At 51.1% G+C, this 15,584-nt stretch carries 14 protein-coding genes, 1 tRNA gene and 1 riboswitch; of the genes, 4 read left to right on the top strand and 11 right to left on the bottom strand.

Annotated elements, in window-relative coordinates; translation table 11 throughout:
* Nucleotides 1-17: 17 nt before the first annotated feature.
* The gene (locus tag O3682_RS05600; RefSeq protein ID WP_371508920.1) at nt 18-2,027 is read right to left on the bottom strand and encodes an OPT family oligopeptide transporter; all 2,010 of its coding nucleotides are present in this window, start codon (nt 2,025-2,027) and stop codon (nt 18-20) included.
* A 248-nt stretch (nt 2,028-2,275) separates the two neighbouring features.
* On the opposite strand from O3682_RS05600, the gene O3682_RS05595 reads away from it, so the two are divergent.
* Nucleotides 2,276-3,280 (top strand): quinone-dependent dihydroorotate dehydrogenase, encoded by a 1,005-nt coding sequence (locus O3682_RS05595; protein ID WP_371508918.1) that lies wholly within the window; start codon nt 2,276-2,278, stop codon nt 3,278-3,280.
* Between the two features lie 56 nt (nt 3,281-3,336).
* Here the strand turns inward: O3682_RS05595 and rnhB are convergent, their stop codons facing one another.
* Entirely contained in the window at nt 3,337-3,930 is a 594-nt protein-coding gene (gene rnhB, locus O3682_RS05590) for a ribonuclease HII (protein ID WP_036493965.1), read from the bottom strand.
* A gap of 154 nt (nt 3,931-4,084) precedes the next feature.
* Here rnhB and O3682_RS05585 point away from each other — a divergent pair, with 154 nt between their 5' ends.
* Nucleotides 4,085-5,221 (top strand): FUSC family protein, encoded by a 1,137-nt coding sequence (locus O3682_RS05585; protein WP_254324302.1) that lies wholly within the window; start codon nt 4,085-4,087, stop codon nt 5,219-5,221.
* Nucleotides 5,222-5,405: 184 nt separating this feature from the next.
* Here the strand turns inward: O3682_RS05585 and O3682_RS05580 are convergent.
* A tRNA-Met gene (locus O3682_RS05580) sits at nt 5,406-5,482 on the bottom strand.
* Nucleotides 5,483-5,592: 110 nt separating this feature from the next.
* Nucleotides 5,593-5,692: riboswitch (TPP riboswitch) on the top strand.
* A 94-nt stretch (nt 5,693-5,786) separates the two neighbouring features.
* Here O3682_RS05580 and thiC point away from each other — a divergent pair.
* On the top strand, nt 5,787-7,676 hold the full coding sequence (gene thiC, locus O3682_RS05575; protein ID WP_371508915.1) for a phosphomethylpyrimidine synthase ThiC: 1,890 nt from the start codon (nt 5,787-5,789) through the stop codon (nt 7,674-7,676).
* A gap of 64 nt (nt 7,677-7,740) precedes the next feature.
* On the opposite strand, the gene O3682_RS05570 is transcribed toward thiC, so the two are convergent.
* The 3 genes from O3682_RS05570 to O3682_RS05560 are packed head-to-tail and all read right to left on the bottom strand — an operon-like array spanning nt 7,741 to nt 9,642.
* Complete coding sequence (locus tag O3682_RS05570) at nt 7,741-8,463, bottom strand: hypothetical protein (protein ID WP_371508913.1); 723 nt, start codon at nt 8,461-8,463, stop codon at nt 7,741-7,743.
* On the bottom strand, nt 8,463-8,840 hold the full coding sequence (locus tag O3682_RS05565) for a hypothetical protein (RefSeq protein ID WP_101755719.1): 378 nt from the start codon (nt 8,838-8,840) through the stop codon (nt 8,463-8,465). Before O3682_RS05565 ends, O3682_RS05570 begins: the two co-directional genes overlap by 1 nt.
* A 10-nt stretch (nt 8,841-8,850) precedes the next feature.
* Nucleotides 8,851-9,642 (bottom strand): M15 family metallopeptidase, encoded by a 792-nt coding sequence (locus O3682_RS05560; RefSeq protein WP_224783380.1) that lies wholly within the window; start codon nt 9,640-9,642, stop codon nt 8,851-8,853.
* A gap of 121 nt (nt 9,643-9,763) precedes the next feature.
* Here O3682_RS05560 and O3682_RS05555 point away from each other — a divergent pair, with 121 nt between their 5' ends.
* Nucleotides 9,764-10,177, top strand: a complete 414-nt coding sequence (locus O3682_RS05555) for a helix-turn-helix domain-containing protein (RefSeq protein ID WP_101755717.1) — start codon at nt 9,764-9,766, stop codon at nt 10,175-10,177.
* Nucleotides 10,178-10,257: 80 nt separating this feature from the next.
* On the opposite strand, the gene murJ is transcribed toward O3682_RS05555, so the two are convergent.
* From murJ to lpxD, 5 genes are all read right to left on the bottom strand, one after another.
* Nucleotides 10,258-11,796, bottom strand: coding sequence for a murein biosynthesis integral membrane protein MurJ (gene murJ, locus O3682_RS05550; protein WP_371508910.1), 1,539 nt, complete (start codon nt 11,794-11,796; stop codon nt 10,258-10,260).
* 9 nt (nt 11,797-11,805) lie between these two features.
* The gene (gene lpxB, locus O3682_RS05545) at nt 11,806-12,981 is read right to left on the bottom strand and encodes a lipid-A-disaccharide synthase (RefSeq protein ID WP_371508909.1); all 1,176 of its coding nucleotides are present in this window, start codon (nt 12,979-12,981) and stop codon (nt 11,806-11,808) included.
* Between the two features lie 159 nt (nt 12,982-13,140).
* Nucleotides 13,141-13,917 carry an acyl-ACP--UDP-N-acetylglucosamine O-acyltransferase gene (lpxA, locus tag O3682_RS05540; RefSeq protein ID WP_003681706.1) on the bottom strand — a complete coding sequence of 259 codons (777 nt, stop codon included), beginning with the start codon at nt 13,915-13,917 and terminating at the stop codon, nt 13,141-13,143.
* A gap of 74 nt (nt 13,918-13,991) precedes the next feature.
* Entirely contained in the window at nt 13,992-14,441 is a 450-nt protein-coding gene (fabZ, locus tag O3682_RS05535) for a 3-hydroxyacyl-ACP dehydratase FabZ (protein WP_003681704.1), read from the bottom strand.
* 74 nt (nt 14,442-14,515) lie between these two features.
* Entirely contained in the window at nt 14,516-15,556 is a 1,041-nt protein-coding gene (lpxD, locus tag O3682_RS05530) for a UDP-3-O-(3-hydroxymyristoyl)glucosamine N-acyltransferase (protein WP_371508908.1), read from the bottom strand.
* Between the last annotated feature and the right edge of the window lie 28 nt (nt 15,557-15,584).

Raw genomic sequence — 15,584 nt, 5'->3', positions numbered from 1 at the left:
TTTCTCAACCTACAAACTTAACGTCCTGCTTTCAACACGCGGCGTGCAAACACGAACATACCGAAAACAAAAAACGCCAAGCCCAGCCATTTGGCGGCCGTGTCCCAGTTTTCCAGGTTCAGGGCCAAAGGCGCATCCGAACCGCCGTTGGTTACGGAGAAAGCGATGATAAACGCCATAATCACACCGATCAGGCTCTCGCCGACAATCAAACCGGCAGAGAACAGCGTACCGATACGTTCCGCATTTTTCAGACGGCCCTCACGGTTTTCTTGACGGCGGGCGATAACGGATTTCAACACAGCCGCCAATACCGCACCAATCACAATCGGCATATTCACAGACGGCGGCAGGTAAATGCCCATGCCCACGGCCAATACCGGCAAAGCACGCTTGCCGCCGGAAGATTTGCGCAATGTGAAATCAACCGCAATCAACGCCACACCAATGGCCACACCGGTGAAAATATAATCCCATTGCAGATTGTGCGAGAAAATACCTTGGGCGATGGTGGTCATCAAAGTTGCCTGAGGCGCGGCAAGGGCTTGGGCCGCATCCATGCCTTCACGCGGCATCGCGCCGGTAAAGCCGTAGGCTTCATACAAAAGCTCCAACACAGGCGAAATCACCACGGCACCGACAACGCAGCCGACAATCAGCGCAACCTGCTGTTTCCAAGGCGTCGCTTTTACCAGATAACCCGTTTTCAAATCCTGCAGGTTGTCATTGGAGATCGAAGCCACACAAATCACAGATGCGCCGCAAAACAGCGTCAACGCCAGCAGGAATTTGCGGTTTGCCTCATCAGCCATCAAGCCGCCGGATTCGCCGACTAACAGCAACACCAGCGAAATGATAACGATAGAGACGATGCCCACACCCGAAATCGGGCTGGAAGAAGAACCGACCAAACCTGCCATATAACCGCAAGCCGCGGCCACCAAAAAGCCGATAATCGAAGCCAGCAGCGTACATACGACCACCAACAGCCAAGCCAAACCGCCGGAAATATGCGAGTCGCCGATAAAGTGGAAGAAGGACACGCCCAATACCAGCATCATCGCCAACACCCAGGCAATCATCGCCTTAGGCGACAAATCCTGTTCCGTGCGTTCGGTCATATGCGCACCGCCGAAATTGCGGAAAGACAGGCGCATACCCTCGACCATCGGTTTCATCAAAGTCAACAGCGTCCAAATCGCCGCAATACCGATCGTACCCGCGCCGATAAAACGGACTTTTTCCTTCCACAAAGACATCGCAAAAGGAATCATCTCCATATCGGCAGGTTGCGGAATATGTGCCGACAGATAAGGCACGGCCACGCCCCAGGCAATCGAAATACCCAGCAAAATCGCGATACCGCCGGTCAGGCCGACCAAATAGCCCGCGCCCAGCAAAGCCAAAGAAAAGCCCATCGGCACTTGAAACACCGACGCGCCGCCTTTAAACCAAAAGCTCGCGCTGTCCGCCACCACGCGCAAACCGCTTGCGCAAAAGCTCATCAAACCGGCCAATGCGCCGCCCGACACCAATTCCTTGATACCGCTGCCGCCTTCCTGTTGGTCCGCATCATGGTCGCCGACCTTCAAAATCTCGGCTGCCGCCACGCCTTCCGGATAAGGCAAATCGCTCTTCACCACCATCGCATAACGCAAAGGCACAGTGAAAATCACGCCCAAAATACCGCCGGACATACACAGCAGCGTAGTCTGCCAAAACGGAAAGCCAGCCCAATAACCGGCCATCAGCAAACCCGGCAGAATAAAAATAATACTGGAGAGCGTCCCCGCGGCCGAAGCCTGAGTCTGCACCATATTATTTTCCAGAATATTACTGCCTTTAAAAAACTTCAAAACCGCCATCGAAATCACAGCAGCCGGAATCGAAGACGCAAAAGTCAAGCCCACCTTCAAGCCCAAATACACATTGGATGCCGTAAAAATCACCGTAATCAACGCGCCGAGTATCATCCCCCGCAGCGTCAGTTCACGGAAACTCGCATAAGGATCAACCGCCTGTTTCATAAAAATCTTCCTGTATCAGGTAAACAATCAAATCAAAACTTTTCAGACGGCCTTTTGATACATCCATCAGGCCGTCTGAAAAGCCTCTCTCTTACCATTTTAATGAACTATCCGACTACACGCAAAAGCCCTATTTATTTTCATTTGACGCCAAACAATAAAATCATATCGATACAGACGTTTGGGGCAGTTTGACGGTTTCAGGTAAAATAACGCCAAATTCATCAACCGTTCAGAAAGCCGCCGCCATGTATTCACTCGTCCGTCCTATCCTGTTCCGTTTCGATGCAGAAAAGGCCCATCATTTCACGCTCAACAGTTTGCGTTCTATCGAAAAACTCGGCCTGCTGCCCAAGGTGGACAGCCACACCCGGCCAACCGAGCTGATGGGTTTGCAGCTGCCCAATCCGGTCGGCTTGGCGGCAGGTTTGGACAAAAACGGCGAGTGTATCGATGCGTTTGCCGCTTTAGGTTTCGGCTTTGTCGAAATCGGCACGGTAACGCCCAAGCCGCAGCCGGGCAATCCGCAGCCGCGCCTTTTCCGCGTTCCCGAACACCAAGGCATCATCAACCGCATGGGTTTCAACAACCACGGCATCGACGCGATGATCCGCAACATTGAAAACAGCCGCTTTAAAGGCATTTTGGGCATCAACATCGGTAAAAATGCCGTTACGCCGATTGAAAACGCGGCCGACGATTATCTGATTTGTCTGGAAAAAGCCTACGCCCACGCGAGCTACATCACGGTCAATATTTCCTCCCCCAATACGAAAAACCTGCGCACCTTGCAAGGCGGCGACGAGTTGAGCGCATTGTTGGAAGCCTTGAAAAACAAACAGGCACAACTGGCGGCCGTGCATGGCAAATATGTGCCGCTAGCGGTCAAAATCGCGCCGGATTTGGACGAAGCGCAAATCGACGACATCGCCCATGTGGTCAAATCCGTAGAGATGGACGGCATCATCGCCACCAACACAACCATCGACAAATCAAGCTTGGGCAGCCATCCGCTCGCAGGCGAACAAGGCGGCTTGAGCGGCTTGCCCGTACGCGAGAAAAGCAATCAGGTGTTGAAACTTTTGGCGGAACGCATTGACGGCAAGCTGCCGATTATCGGCGTCGGCGGCATTATGAACGGCGCGGACGCGGCAGAAAAAATCCGCTTGGGCGCCAGTGCGGTTCAGGTGTATAGCGGTTTGATTTATCGCGGCCCTGAGTTGATTAAAGAGTGTTTGGCTGCGTTGAAATAATACTTTTCTAAAAATAAGGCCGTCTGAAATCTTTCAGATGGCCTTTTGATATGCTTTCATTCTTCAAACAGATTGCCTTGTGCCAATAAGGTTTTGACCGGTGCGAAATCGCGGCGGTGTTCCGGCAATACGCCGTATTGTTTCAACGCGGCCAAATGTTGCGCCGTGCCGTAGCCTTTGTGACGGTCAAACCCGTATTGCGGATAGCGTTTCGCCAATTCATACATTTCCGCATCACGCGCGGTTTTGGCCAAAACCGAAGCGGCGGAGATTTCAATAATTTTGCTGTCGCCTTTGACCACGGCTTCGGCAGGAACATTCAAATCTTTCGGCACGCGGTTGCCGTCTATCCATACTTTGTCAGGTACGACCGACAGCCCCTCGATGGCGCGCTTCATCGCGGCCATGGTTGCGTGCAGGATGTTCAGTTGCAGGATTTCGTCGGGGTCGGCAAAGGCAATGCTCCACGCAACCGCCTGTTCCTTAATCATCTGCGCCAACATATCGCGCTTTTTTTCGCTCAGCTTTTTTGAGTCGGTCAAACCCGGCAGGTCAAAATGTTCCGGCAAAATCACTGCCGCCGCAAATACGCTGCCGACCAAAGGGCCGCGTCCCGCTTCGTCCACGCCTGCGCTTAAAACCGTCGCCATTTCTTCACCGCCTGTCTGATTCAAAGCCGCCATTATATCCGCTTGCGGCAGAGAAATTCTGCAATAGTTCAAACCGTTGGAGAGCAGTTCAAATTTCATCTGCTTTACCAATCAGTTATAATTTACACCCCCACATACCGATACGTCTTACAACATGCCTGCCCAATCCGAACGCCTCCATTTTTCCGAACGCTGGCTCAACGCCTACGAACGCTACCGCTATCGTCGCCATATCCACGCCTTCCGCCTCGGCTTGGCAATCGTGTTTTCCACCCTGTTGGCCAAAGTCTTCCACCTGCAACACGGCGAGTGGATCGGCATGACCGTCTTTGTCGTCCTCGGCATGCTGCAATTCCAAGGCGCGATTTACTCCAAAGCGGTCGAACGCATGCTCGGCACGGCCATCGGTTTGGGCGTCGGTCTGGCCGTTTTATGGTTGAACCAGCATTATTTGCAAGACGGCGTTTTCTTCTATCTGATTATCGGTGCCGCCAGCGCAGTGGCCGGTTGGTCTGCGGTCGGCAAAAACGGCTATGTCGCCATGCTTGCCGGTTTGACCATGTGTATGCTCATCGGCGACAGCAGCCACCACTGGCTCGACAGCGGCCTGATGCGCGCCATGAACGTTTTGATTGGTGCCGCCATCGCCATTGCCGCCGCCAAACTCCTGCCCCTGCGCTCCACACTCATGTGGCGCTTCATGCTTGCCGACAACCTCACCGACTGCGCCAAAATGATTGCCGAAATCAGCAACGGCAAGCGCATGACGCGCGAGCGTTTGGAACAAAACATGATTAAAATGCGCAAAATCAACGCCCGTATGGTCAAAAGCCGCAGCCATCTGGCCGCCACATCCGGCGAAAGCCACATCAGCAACAATATGATGGAAGCCATGCAGCATGCCCACCGCAAAATCGTCAACACCACCGAGCTGCTCCTGACCACCGCCGCCAAACTTCGCGCGCCCACGCTCAACGAAAGCGAAATCCGCCTGCTCGACCGCCATTTCAACCAACTCCAACGCGAGCTTCGGCTGACCGTCCGCCTCATCAAAGGCCACTACGCCCGCCGTATCCGCATCGATACTTCACTCAATACCGAACTAAGCAAACCGGCCGCCCGCCTGCATTACGACTGGCAAGGCTTCCTCTGGCTCAGCACCAATATGCGCAACGAAATCGCCGCATTGGTGATCCTGTTGCAACGTTCGCGCAATAAATGGTTGGACAAAAAAGAATTGCAACGCCTGAAAGAATACCTGCGCAACGATACCGATCCGGAGCAACAATAGGCCGTCTGAAAAACACAAATTCAAAATAAAAGACAAAAACGAATTAGCCGCCGATGTCATCGACCAATAAAAAAGGCCGTCTGAAACCCAATGGTTCAGACGGCCTTTCCATCAATTCATCCGCAATTCGCAATAAATGCCGCATAAAGCAAAATCCCCTGCCATTGCAGGGGATTTTTATATTTGGTTGCGGGAGCAGGATTCGAACCTACGACCTTCGGGTTATGAGCCCGACGAGCTACCATGCTGCTCCATCCCGCGTCAGAAGTTGTAACTATACGGAAAGACGGAATCGCTGTCAAGCGTTTTTGACAGAAAATATCCAAACGTTGCTTTACAAAAAACCGTCCGCATGGTTTAATTTTTCGTTAATAAAGAAACAGGGGTGCTGCTTTCAAACCGAGCGGCTGAGAAATACCCTTTACACCCGAACAGGATAATACCTGCGTGGGGAGTTTCGGCAAATGTGATTTTAAACGGTTGATTGAAGATATCCACAAGGCCGTCTGAAAAAAAGCAATGCTCCTGTTTCCATTTCATAACCGAAAAACAGGAGCAATTTTTTATGACTACCGCTAAAAAAACCGGCGATGAGGCGCGCCGCCTTTCCGACTTGAGCGAAGATATCGGCATCCGCTTCCAATATCCCAATTCCGACCGCGTCTATATCCCTGGCAGCCGCGCCGACATCCACGTGCCTTTGCGCGAAATCCGTCAGGACGACACCTACACGGCGCAAGGTACGGAAGCCAATCCGCCTATTCCGGTGTACGACACCAGCGGCGCATACGGCGACCCGGCGGCACACATCGACTTAAAACAGGGTTTACCGCACGTCCGCACCGCATGGCTGGACGAACGCGGCGATACCGAAATCCTGCCCAAGCTTTCTAGCGAATACGGCACCGAACGCGCACACGATCCGAAAACCGCCCATCTTCGCTTCAACCAAATCACCCGTCCGCGCCGCGCCAAAGCAGGCCGCAATGTAACCCAGCTCCACTACGCCCGCCAAGGCATCATCACGCCGGAAATGGAGTTTGTCGCCATACGCGAACGCATGAAGCTGGACGAGCTTTTCAGACGGCCTGAATACGCCAAGCTCTTGAAACAACACGCAGGGCAAAGTTTCGGCGCGAATATCCCAACCCATCCCGACCAAATCACGCCCGAATTTGTGCGCCAAGAAATCGCCGCCGGACGCGCGATTATCCCTGCCAACATCAACCATCCTGAACTCGAACCGATGATTATCGGCCGTAACTTCCGCGTCAAAATCAACGGCAACTTGGGTAACTCTGCCGTAACCTCCAGCCTGACCGAAGAAGTCGAAAAAATGGTGTGGTCGCTGCGTTGGGGCGCGGACACGATTATGGATTTGTCCACCGGCGCGCACATCCACGAAACGCGCGAATGGATTATCCGCAACGCGCCCGTTCCCATCGGCACGGTACCCATCTATCAGGCTTTGGAAAAAACCGGCGGCATCGCCGAAGACCTGACTTGGAATTTGGTGCGCGACACCTTAATCGAGCAGGCGGAACAAGGCGTAGACTATTTCACCCTGCACGCAGGCGTATTGCTGCGTTATGTACCGATGACGGCCGACCGCCTGACCGGCATCGTATCGCGCGGTGGCTCCATCATGGCGAAATGGTGTCTTGCCCACCATCAGGAAAACTTCCTCTACACGCATTTCGACGAAATCTGCGAAATCATGAAAGCCTACGACGTGTCGTTCAGCCTCGGCGACGGCCTGCGCCCCGGCTGCATTGCCGATGCCAACGACGAGTCCCAATTCGCTGAGCTGCACACCTTGGGCGAATTGACCGCCAAAGCGTGGAAACACGACGTACAAGTGATGATCGAAGGCCCCGGCCATGTACCGTTGCAACGCGTGAAAGAAAACATGACCGAAGAGCTTCAACACTGCTTTGAAGCGCCTTTCTACACCCTCGGCCCACTCGTTACCGACATCGCCCCCGGCTACGACCACATCACCTCGGGCATAGGCGCGACCAATATCGGCTGGTACGGCACAGCCATGCTTTGCTACGTTACCCCGAAAGAGCATCTCGGCCTGCCCGACAAAGAAGACGTGCGCACCGGCATCATTACCTACAAACTTGCCGCCCACGCCGCCGACCTCGCCAAAGGCTGGCCGGGTGCACAATTACGCGACAACGCCCTGAGCAAGGCACGTTTCGAATTCCGCTGGCGCGACCAATTCCGCTTAAGCCTCGACCCCGAACGCGCCGAGAGCTTCCACGACGAAACCCTGCCCGCCGAAGGCGCGAAAATCGCCCACTTCTGCTCGATGTGCGGCCCCAAATTCTGCTCGATGAAAATCACGCAGGAAGTGCGCGACTACGCCGACAAGCAAAAAGCCCAGCAGCAAGGCATGGAAGAAAAAGCGATTGAGTTCGTCAAAAAAGGAGCGAAGCTTTACAGTTAAAACGTAAAGCAAGAAAAGGCCGTCTGAAAATGTTTCAGACGGCCTTTTTTGGGGAGTTGTTTTCTTATTGCACTACACTCATTTCATCTGTAGGCCTTATTTCATCAGGACTGGATACGTTAGTCTCAGGTAATTGTACAGGATTCATCTCATCGAAGGACTGTTGTTGCCATTCTGACCTATGGTAAGCTGCCTCCTGATTCTCAATTTCTTCCTTAGCACGTTTTTCTTCTAAATTCTGGTTGATAATTATGTTTTTTGACAAAGCATAATTCAACATTGAACTAATACCAGCAACAGCATTGATACTATCTTCTATTTCAGAATAAATCTGTTTCCCATCATCGGTCGGCTGAAGATTATAAACAAGATCAATTTGATATTTATTGGCAGCGGTTGCTGATTTCTTATAATTAAAGCTCGTCAGAAATTTTTCTATGTTATCGTTCTGTCCACTTTCCTCTAATGCAACCTGTATATCGCTAAGAAGGCCAGTAGGTATGCTAAGCGTGAGCTTACTTTCACAAAAAACTTTATTACTGTTAGGATCATTTTTAGATGTGCGGATATCTTCAAAAGACATTCCGATTTTTGCAATTGTTGCACGGATTGAAGACAAAGTTAAGTTACTATTCTCTGAACGTAACTGCTTTTCTGTAGCTTCGGTAACTAAATTTTTCAAGACAAGTAGTCCATTCTCATCACTACAAGCAATTTTATTTTTAGAGCCACAGCCTGATAGCAAGAACAGACCTACTGCACTGATATATAACAAACCTTTAATCATCAACGGGTGCTCACACTGACACGGTTGCGGTAAATATCAACGTAAATTACGGGATTGCCATCAACAATGCGACGGATAGTAGCCTGTCCAATACTACCCGAAGCTAACCAACGTTCTAAGCGCGAACGATTTTCGGCTGACGCAAATACGCAATCGCCTTCATCTTCGTTATCTCGCACACCAAATTTGTGGAAATTGGCACGTTCTTGGCGGATGATAGCAGCAACAACATCTTTACTGTATTGCGTAGCGATATAATTACCGCTGCTGTTAAATTTATCGTTCTGAGATATCCTCGCACGATAAGAACATAGATAATCTGATGAGAAAGCTTGTGTTGATAATAAAATACTTCCTAAAATTAACCATTTTTTCATAAGTTTTCCTTTAAAGTGAACGACATTGTTTGATTAATAATTCCGGCCTATATTCAAAATGCACGGAATCATAGTGATACCATTTCCCTCCCCAAATGAAGCCATGCTTTTCAAAGACTGCAACCATTCTCTTTAAGATAGCATCTTGGCGCAGAGCTTGTGGATAGGTACAGGCTTTACCCTCTTTACAGCCTGACCACTGCCAATATGTACCTAGGCCTTTAGGCAATGAGAAGTCAATGGCAATACCGAAAGCATGGGCACTACGCCGCTTAGTTCCACTAATGAAGCGATAGTTAAATGTCCCTGCAGTTTTGGCAGCATAACTTTTTAAGTTAAAATCAGCCGCCAACTCTCTACCAACTGTCTCCAGTTTTTCAGCTGCTCCATTTACTTTGTTAAACATAACTGTTCTTCCTGACGGAGCCCAATAGATAGGGACCAAATTTTTTCTTACCTCTGCCTCATTTTCGCCATACATTTCAGCAAAGAAAGCATCATCACGCAAACGCCCTGCATCTTCATTAGCTTTAGGAGTTGAAAAATCCAAAGGATAAATCTGTTCCAGTTGATCTAATAAACCTGCGCTATTCAATTTTTTAAAATAATCTGAATATTTCGATTTTGCCAATGCAAATGTTTGTCCGTTAACCGAAACGGTTGCGCCGATAGCTTTAACAGTTTGCGGATAGGCAGCCTGAAAACATTGAGCAGCAGCTTGTTGCACAATTTCCCGAGCATGGCTTTGCATGGTAATAGTTAAGAAAAACACAAAGGAAATAAAAGTTCTCCAACCCATCATTATGCTTAAGGTATCTATTTATAATGGCATAATTTTATGTAACCAACTGCTGGTAAGCCAGCAACCAAAAGTGATAAAATCCTACTGAAGTTTGGGTTGAAATTAATAAAAAGTGGTAACTATGAAGACATATGAAAAAATCCGGTTAATGCGAGAAATGAACCAATGGTCACAGGAAGAGGTTGCGGATAAATTAAATCTTTCCACCAACGGTTATGCAAAAATTGAACGCGGTGAAACTAGATTGAACTTACCACGCCTGGAGCAAATTGCTGAAATTTTTCATATTGACTTACTCGATTTGCTTCAATCCGAAAATAAAGGTTTTGTATGCCAAATTAATGAAGGCGACAACAACAGTGATATTTCTTTCTATGCAACACCTTCACAAGAGTTAACTGCAGAAATTGAAAAATTAAAGCTGACTATTAAACATCAACAAGAATTAATGTTGCACAAAGATCAACTGCTACAGCAAAAAATAGATGAAAATCTATTACTGAAAGAATTGATTGAAAATCTGCGTTCGAAATAAAATAAAAGGCCGTCTGAAAATGTTTCAGACGGCCTTTTTTGCGAATAGTCTTTAAGCCAAGCTATACGCCCTACGGTTGCTTATTTTTCCACTCTACGGAAATGATGCGGACGGAAGCCGAGCGCGGCGAGGGAAACAAAGTAGAGGCCTCCGCCCAAGGCAATCAGGACGCAGAGTTGGCCTGCTTTTTTAAAGCCGCCGACGTGTACCCATTCAAACGGCAGATAATATTGCGCCAGCCACAAACCGCCGCCCATGACGACCAAAGAGATGACCATTTTGACCAAAAACGCTGCCCATCCTTTACCGGGGCGGTAGATACCGTGTTTGCGCAAAAGGAAAAACAGCAAACCTGCATTCAGACACGCGCCCAAACCGATAGCGAGGGACAGGCCGACGTGTTTAAGCGGCGAAATGAAGGCAAGGTTCATCAACTGCGTGCAAATCAGCGTGAAAATAGCGACTTTAACGGGGGTTTTGATGTTTTGGCGCGCGTAGAAACCGGGAGCCAACACTTTAATCATAATTAGACCGATCAAGCCGAAGGAGTAGGCAATCAGCGCATGTTGGGTCATTTGCGCGTCGTGCAGCGTAAATTCACGGTACATGAACAAGGTCGTAACCAGAGGGAAAGACAACACGGCAAGGCCGACGGCGGCAGGCAGGGTCAGCAGCATGCACAGGCGCAAACCCCAGTCGAGCAGGCCGGAAAACTGCTCGGTATCCTGACTGGCGGCATGTTTGGACAAGGTGGGCAATAAGATTGTACCGAGTGCTACGCCCAAAACGCCGGTCGGCAATTCCATCAACCGGTCGGCGTAATACATCCATGACACGCTGCCGGACTGCAAAAACGAGGCGAAAATGGTGTTGATAACCAAGGAAATCTGCGCCACGCTCACGCCCAAAATAGCCGGCCCCATCTGTTTCATTACGCGGTTGACCGCTGCATCTTTAAAGCTGAGTTTGGGCATTTTCAAGAAGCCTAGTTTCGCCAACCAAGGCAGTTGGAACACCAGCTGCAACACACCGCCGACAAATACCGCCCACGCCAAAGCCATAACAGGCGGATCGAAATATGGTACAAAAAACAGGGAAAAGACGATAAAGGAAATATTCAAAAATGTCGGCGTAAAAGCGGGGATACCGAATTTATGATAGGAATTAAGGATTGAGCCGACAAAAGACGACAAGGAAATCAATAAAATATAAGGAAACGTCACCCGCAGCAGGTCGATAGAAAGCTGAAACTTATCGGCTTCTTTGGCAAAACCGGGCGCGGAAACATAAATCACCCACGGCGCGGCAAGTATGCCCAGCGCGGTAACGATGACCAATACAAACGACAACATACCGGCCACATGACGCACAAACGCCTGCGTGGCTTCGGGCGAGCGGGTTTCTTTGTATTCCGCCAAAATCGGTACGAAGGCTTGGGCAAATGCGCCTTCTGCAAACACGCGCCGCAGCAGGTTGGGCAGTTTGAACGCGACAAAAAACGCATCCGTCGCCATGCCTGCACCAAACGCACGGGCGATAATCGTATCGCGCACAAAGCCTAAAATGCGCGACACCATCGTCAGGCTGCCAACCTTGGCCAAGGCTCCCAATAAATTCATGTATTTTCCTTACTTGTCTTTCAGGCCGTCTGAAAATCCGGCTTCTTCCAATACTGCCGCCGCCGCCAATGCCGCCGTATCTTTTTTCAACAGCAGATGCAAGGCGTGGAAATCCTGTTCCAATGCGGCCACGGCTTCAGGGCGGTCATACCAGTCTGCAACGGCCTGCGCCAGTTTTTCAGGGACGGCGTCGTGTTGTAGCAACTCGGGAGCGACAGCTTTACCCAACAGAATATTGGGCAAACCGACATGCGGCACTTTGATTTTGTTTTTCACATACGCATAAGTCAGCGGTGAAATCTTGTAGCTGATGACCATAGGCCGCTTGCACAAGGCCACTTCCAAAGTCGCCGTACCGCTGGTGACCAATACCACGTCGGCAGCGGTGCAAACCGTATCCGACTGCTTGTCGGTCAACGTAATAGGAAGGACTGCGAACTCAGGCTGCGCCAAAATTTCGCTAATGCGTTTGCGCGTTGCGGCCGTTGCCACAGGCAGCAAAAACTGTGCCTGCGGATAACGTTTCAGCAGCAATAAGGCCGTCTGAAAAAACACCGCCGCCATGTAATCGATTTCGCTCACACGGCTGCCGGGCAATATGGCAAACACGGGCACGTCCGCAGGCACGCCCAGCTTCTGCCGTGCCGCCGCCCTATCCGCTTCCACTGGCATGGTTTGCGCCATCGGATGGCCGACAAACTCAGCCTTGCCGCCGGCATCGATATAAAGCTGAGGCTCCATCGGAAACAGGCACAACACGCGGTTGACCTGATGCACAATTTTATTGACCCGTTCGCGCCGCCATGCCCAAACCGACGGGCTGACGTAATGAATGGTATGAATGCCTGCCTGCTTGAGTTTTTCCGCCACGCCGAGATTAAAGTCCGGCGCATCGATGCCGATAAACACATCCGGCTTGAGGCGGATTAAATCGTTCACCAGCCCTTTGCGGATTTTCAAAATCTGCGGCAGGCGTTTGATGACCTCAACAAAACCACGCACCGCCAGCTTTTCCTGATCGTACAAACTCTCGAAACCCTCCGCCTTCATGCGCTCGCCGCCGATGCCGGTAAACCGCGCATTCGGGCAACGCGCCTTAATGGCACGGATTAAATGTGCGCCAAGCAAGTCGCCGGAAGCTTCACCGACGCTGATGGCGATAAGGGGGGAAGGTTTGGGGTTCATGTTGTTGAGGTTCGGAAGCTAAAAGATTTGGGGGCGGACATTTACCCACCCGTTTTCAGACGGCATCAGCGCAAACAGACAGGAAAACTGCCCCACTGCGCGGATTTTTGCAATCCAAAGGCCGTCTGAAAAAGTTTCAGACGGCCTTCAATCCATCCATCAACGGATAATGCCGCGTGTGGATTGTGCAAAAAAGTCTTTAAATACCGCCAATTCGCTTTGGGTTTCGGCACGTTTCAGAATGTCTGCCTTGGCCTCTTCAAACGGAATGCCGCGATGGTAAATGGTTTTATACACATCTTTGACGGAGGCAATTTGTTCGGCCGTGAAACCGTTGCGGCGCATACCTTCGCTGTTGAGACCGGCCGGTTCGGCGCGGTAGCCTGCAGCCATAAAGTACGGCGGTACGTCTTTGTGTACGCCGGCGGCAAACGCGGTCATGGCGTAATCGCCGATTTGGCAGAACTGGAACACCAGCGTGTAGCCGCCCAAGACGACGTAGTCGCCGATGGTAACGTGGCCTGCGAGTGAGGCATTGTTGGCGAAGATGGTATGGTTGCCGACCACGCAGTCATGGGCGAGGTGGCAGTAGGCCATAATCCAGTTGTCGTCGCCGATACGGGTTTCGCCGATGCCGGTGACTGTGCCGAGGTTGAACGTCGTAAATTCGCGGATGGTGTTGCCGTTGCCGATAATCAGCTTGGTCGGCTCGTCGCGGTATTTTTTGTCCTGCGGAATTTCACCGAGGCTGGCAAATTGGAAAATGCGGTTGTTTTCACCGATGGTCGTATGGCCGTTGATGACGACGTGCGGGCCGATTTCGGTATTCGCACCAATTTGGACATTGGGGCCGATGATGCTGTACGGGCCGACTTTGACGCTGGAGTCGAGTTCGGCTTTAGGGTCGATGACGGCGGTCGGATGGATAAGGGTCATGCTGTCTCCTTGCTGTCTGATACAGGTATTGCCTGCAAGATGCCGCCTGAACGTTCAGACGGCCTGTCCCATTCTTACACCACGCGTTTGGCGCACATAATCACGGCTTCAACGGCAACTTGGCCGTCGACTTTGGCAACGGCATTGAATTTGCCGATACCACGTTTGTTGGTCAACAGCTCGACTTCAAAAACCAGTTGGTCGCCGGGGATGACTTGGCGTTTGAAACGGGCATCGTCGATACCGGCAAAGAAGAAGAATTCGTTTTCTTTGCGGCCACCTTCGCTGAGGATGGCCAGTGTGCCGCACGCTTGCGCCATGGCTTCGATAATCAACACGCCGGGCATCACGGGCAGGTCGGGAAAGTGGCCTTGGAACTGCGGCTCGTTCATGGTGACGTTTTTAATCGCAGTCAGGGTTTTCATCGGTTCGAACGCAGTAATGCGGTCGAGTTGCAAAAACGGATAACGGTGTGGGATAAGTTTTTGAATGTCTTTGGCTTCGATCGGGAGTTGTACGTCCATGATGTTCGTCTTTCCTTGTTTGTATTGGGTTTAAACGTATTCGGATGCGGGGGCGCGGACCGTTTGCACTGCCTTTAGGCTTCGTCGCTGTCGGCAAGCTGTTTTTCCAGCGTTTTTAGGCGTTTGTTCATTTCGCTCAAACGGTGGATATAAACGGCATTGCGCGCCCAGTCTTTGTAGCCCGACATCGGGAAAATACCGGCCAGATGCTGGCCGCTTTCGGTAATGCTGTGGGTAACGGATGTACCGCCGCCGATGGTGGTTTTATCGGCGATTTCGATGTGTCCGACCGTGCCGACGCCGCCGCCGATAATACAATAATTGCCGATGGTGACGCTGCCGGAAATGCCGGTTTTGGCGGCGATAACGGTGTGCGAACCGATTTTGCAGTTGTGGCCGATTTGGACTTGGTTGTCGATTTTGGTGCCGTTGCCGACGGTCGTGTCGCTCATTGCGCCGCGGTCGATATTGGTGTTCGAACCGATTTCCACATCATCGCCCAACGTGACTGCGCCGGTTTGCGGGATTTTAAACCATGAATCGCCAGCGAAGGCCAAGCCGAAACCGTCCGCACCGATGACGGCGCCGCTGTGGATTTCAACACGGTTGCCCAAAGTGCAGCCGTAATAGATGACGGAGTTGGAATGCAACACGACTTCATCACCCAACGTACAATCGTGTTGGACAACGGCATTGGCCAAAATACGGCAGCCTTCGCCCAATACGGCATTCGCGCCGATATAGGCATTCGCGCCGATTTCGCAGCTTGCCGGCACTTTGGCGCTGGCCTCAACAACGGCAGTCGGATGTACACCGCCCTGTGCTTTGACAATCGGCGAGAACAATCGTGCCACTTTGGCAAAATAAAGATAAGGGTCGGCAGCCACAATCAGGTTGCGGCCTGCAAATTCATCTGCGGCTTTCGGCGACACAATCACTGCGCCTGCCTGGCTGTCGTGTACTTCGGCTTTGTATTTCGGATTGGCCAAAAAGCTGATGTGTTCCGCCTGAGCCTGATCCAACGGACGGACGGCGGTAATGGCGATGTCTTCGCCTTTCCATTCGCCGCCGAGTTGGGAAACGATTTGGGACAGGGTGTATGCTTGTGAAGTCATGATAATCTGCCGTCAAGATGTCAGGCCG

The organism is Neisseria sp. 27098_8_112 (assembly GCF_041433235.1).
GTDB lineage: Bacteria > Pseudomonadota > Gammaproteobacteria > Burkholderiales > Neisseriaceae > Neisseria.
This window is presented reverse-complemented; position numbering and strand designations above follow the sequence as displayed.

Bases quoted from the DNA above. Each gene is read 5' to 3' on its own strand.
- O3682_RS05600 (WP_371508920.1), bottom strand. From the start codon at position 2,027: ATGAAACAGGCGGTTGATCCTTATGCGAGTTTCCGTGAACTGACGCTG.
- O3682_RS05595 (WP_371508918.1), top strand. From the start codon at position 2,276: ATGTATTCACTCGTCCGTCCTATCCTGTTCCGTTTCGATGCAGAAAAG.
- rnhB (WP_036493965.1), bottom strand. From the start codon at position 3,930: ATGGCGACGGTTTTAAGCGCAGGCGTGGACGAAGCGGGACGCGGCCCT.
- O3682_RS05585 (WP_254324302.1), top strand. From the start codon at position 4,085: ATGCCTGCCCAATCCGAACGCCTCCATTTTTCCGAACGCTGGCTCAAC.
- thiC (WP_371508915.1), top strand. From the start codon at position 5,787: ATGACTACCGCTAAAAAAACCGGCGATGAGGCGCGCCGCCTTTCCGAC.
- O3682_RS05570 (WP_371508913.1), bottom strand. From the start codon at position 8,463: ATGATTAAAGGTTTGTTATATATCAGTGCAGTAGGTCTGTTCTTGCTA.
- O3682_RS05565 (WP_101755719.1), bottom strand. From the start codon at position 8,840: ATGAAAAAATGGTTAATTTTAGGAAGTATTTTATTATCAACACAAGCT.
- O3682_RS05560 (WP_224783380.1), bottom strand. From the start codon at position 9,642: ATGATGGGTTGGAGAACTTTTATTTCCTTTGTGTTTTTCTTAACTATT.
- O3682_RS05555 (WP_101755717.1), top strand. From the start codon at position 9,764: ATGAAGACATATGAAAAAATCCGGTTAATGCGAGAAATGAACCAATGG.
- murJ (WP_371508910.1), bottom strand. From the start codon at position 11,796: ATGAATTTATTGGGAGCCTTGGCCAAGGTTGGCAGCCTGACGATGGTG.
- lpxB (WP_371508909.1), bottom strand. From the start codon at position 12,981: ATGAACCCCAAACCTTCCCCCCTTATCGCCATCAGCGTCGGTGAAGCT.
- lpxA (WP_003681706.1), bottom strand. From the start codon at position 13,917: ATGACCCTTATCCATCCGACCGCCGTCATCGACCCTAAAGCCGAACTC.
- fabZ (WP_003681704.1), bottom strand. From the start codon at position 14,441: ATGGACGTACAACTCCCGATCGAAGCCAAAGACATTCAAAAACTTATC.
- lpxD (WP_371508908.1), bottom strand. From the start codon at position 15,556: ATGACTTCACAAGCATACACCCTGTCCCAAATCGTTTCCCAACTCGGC.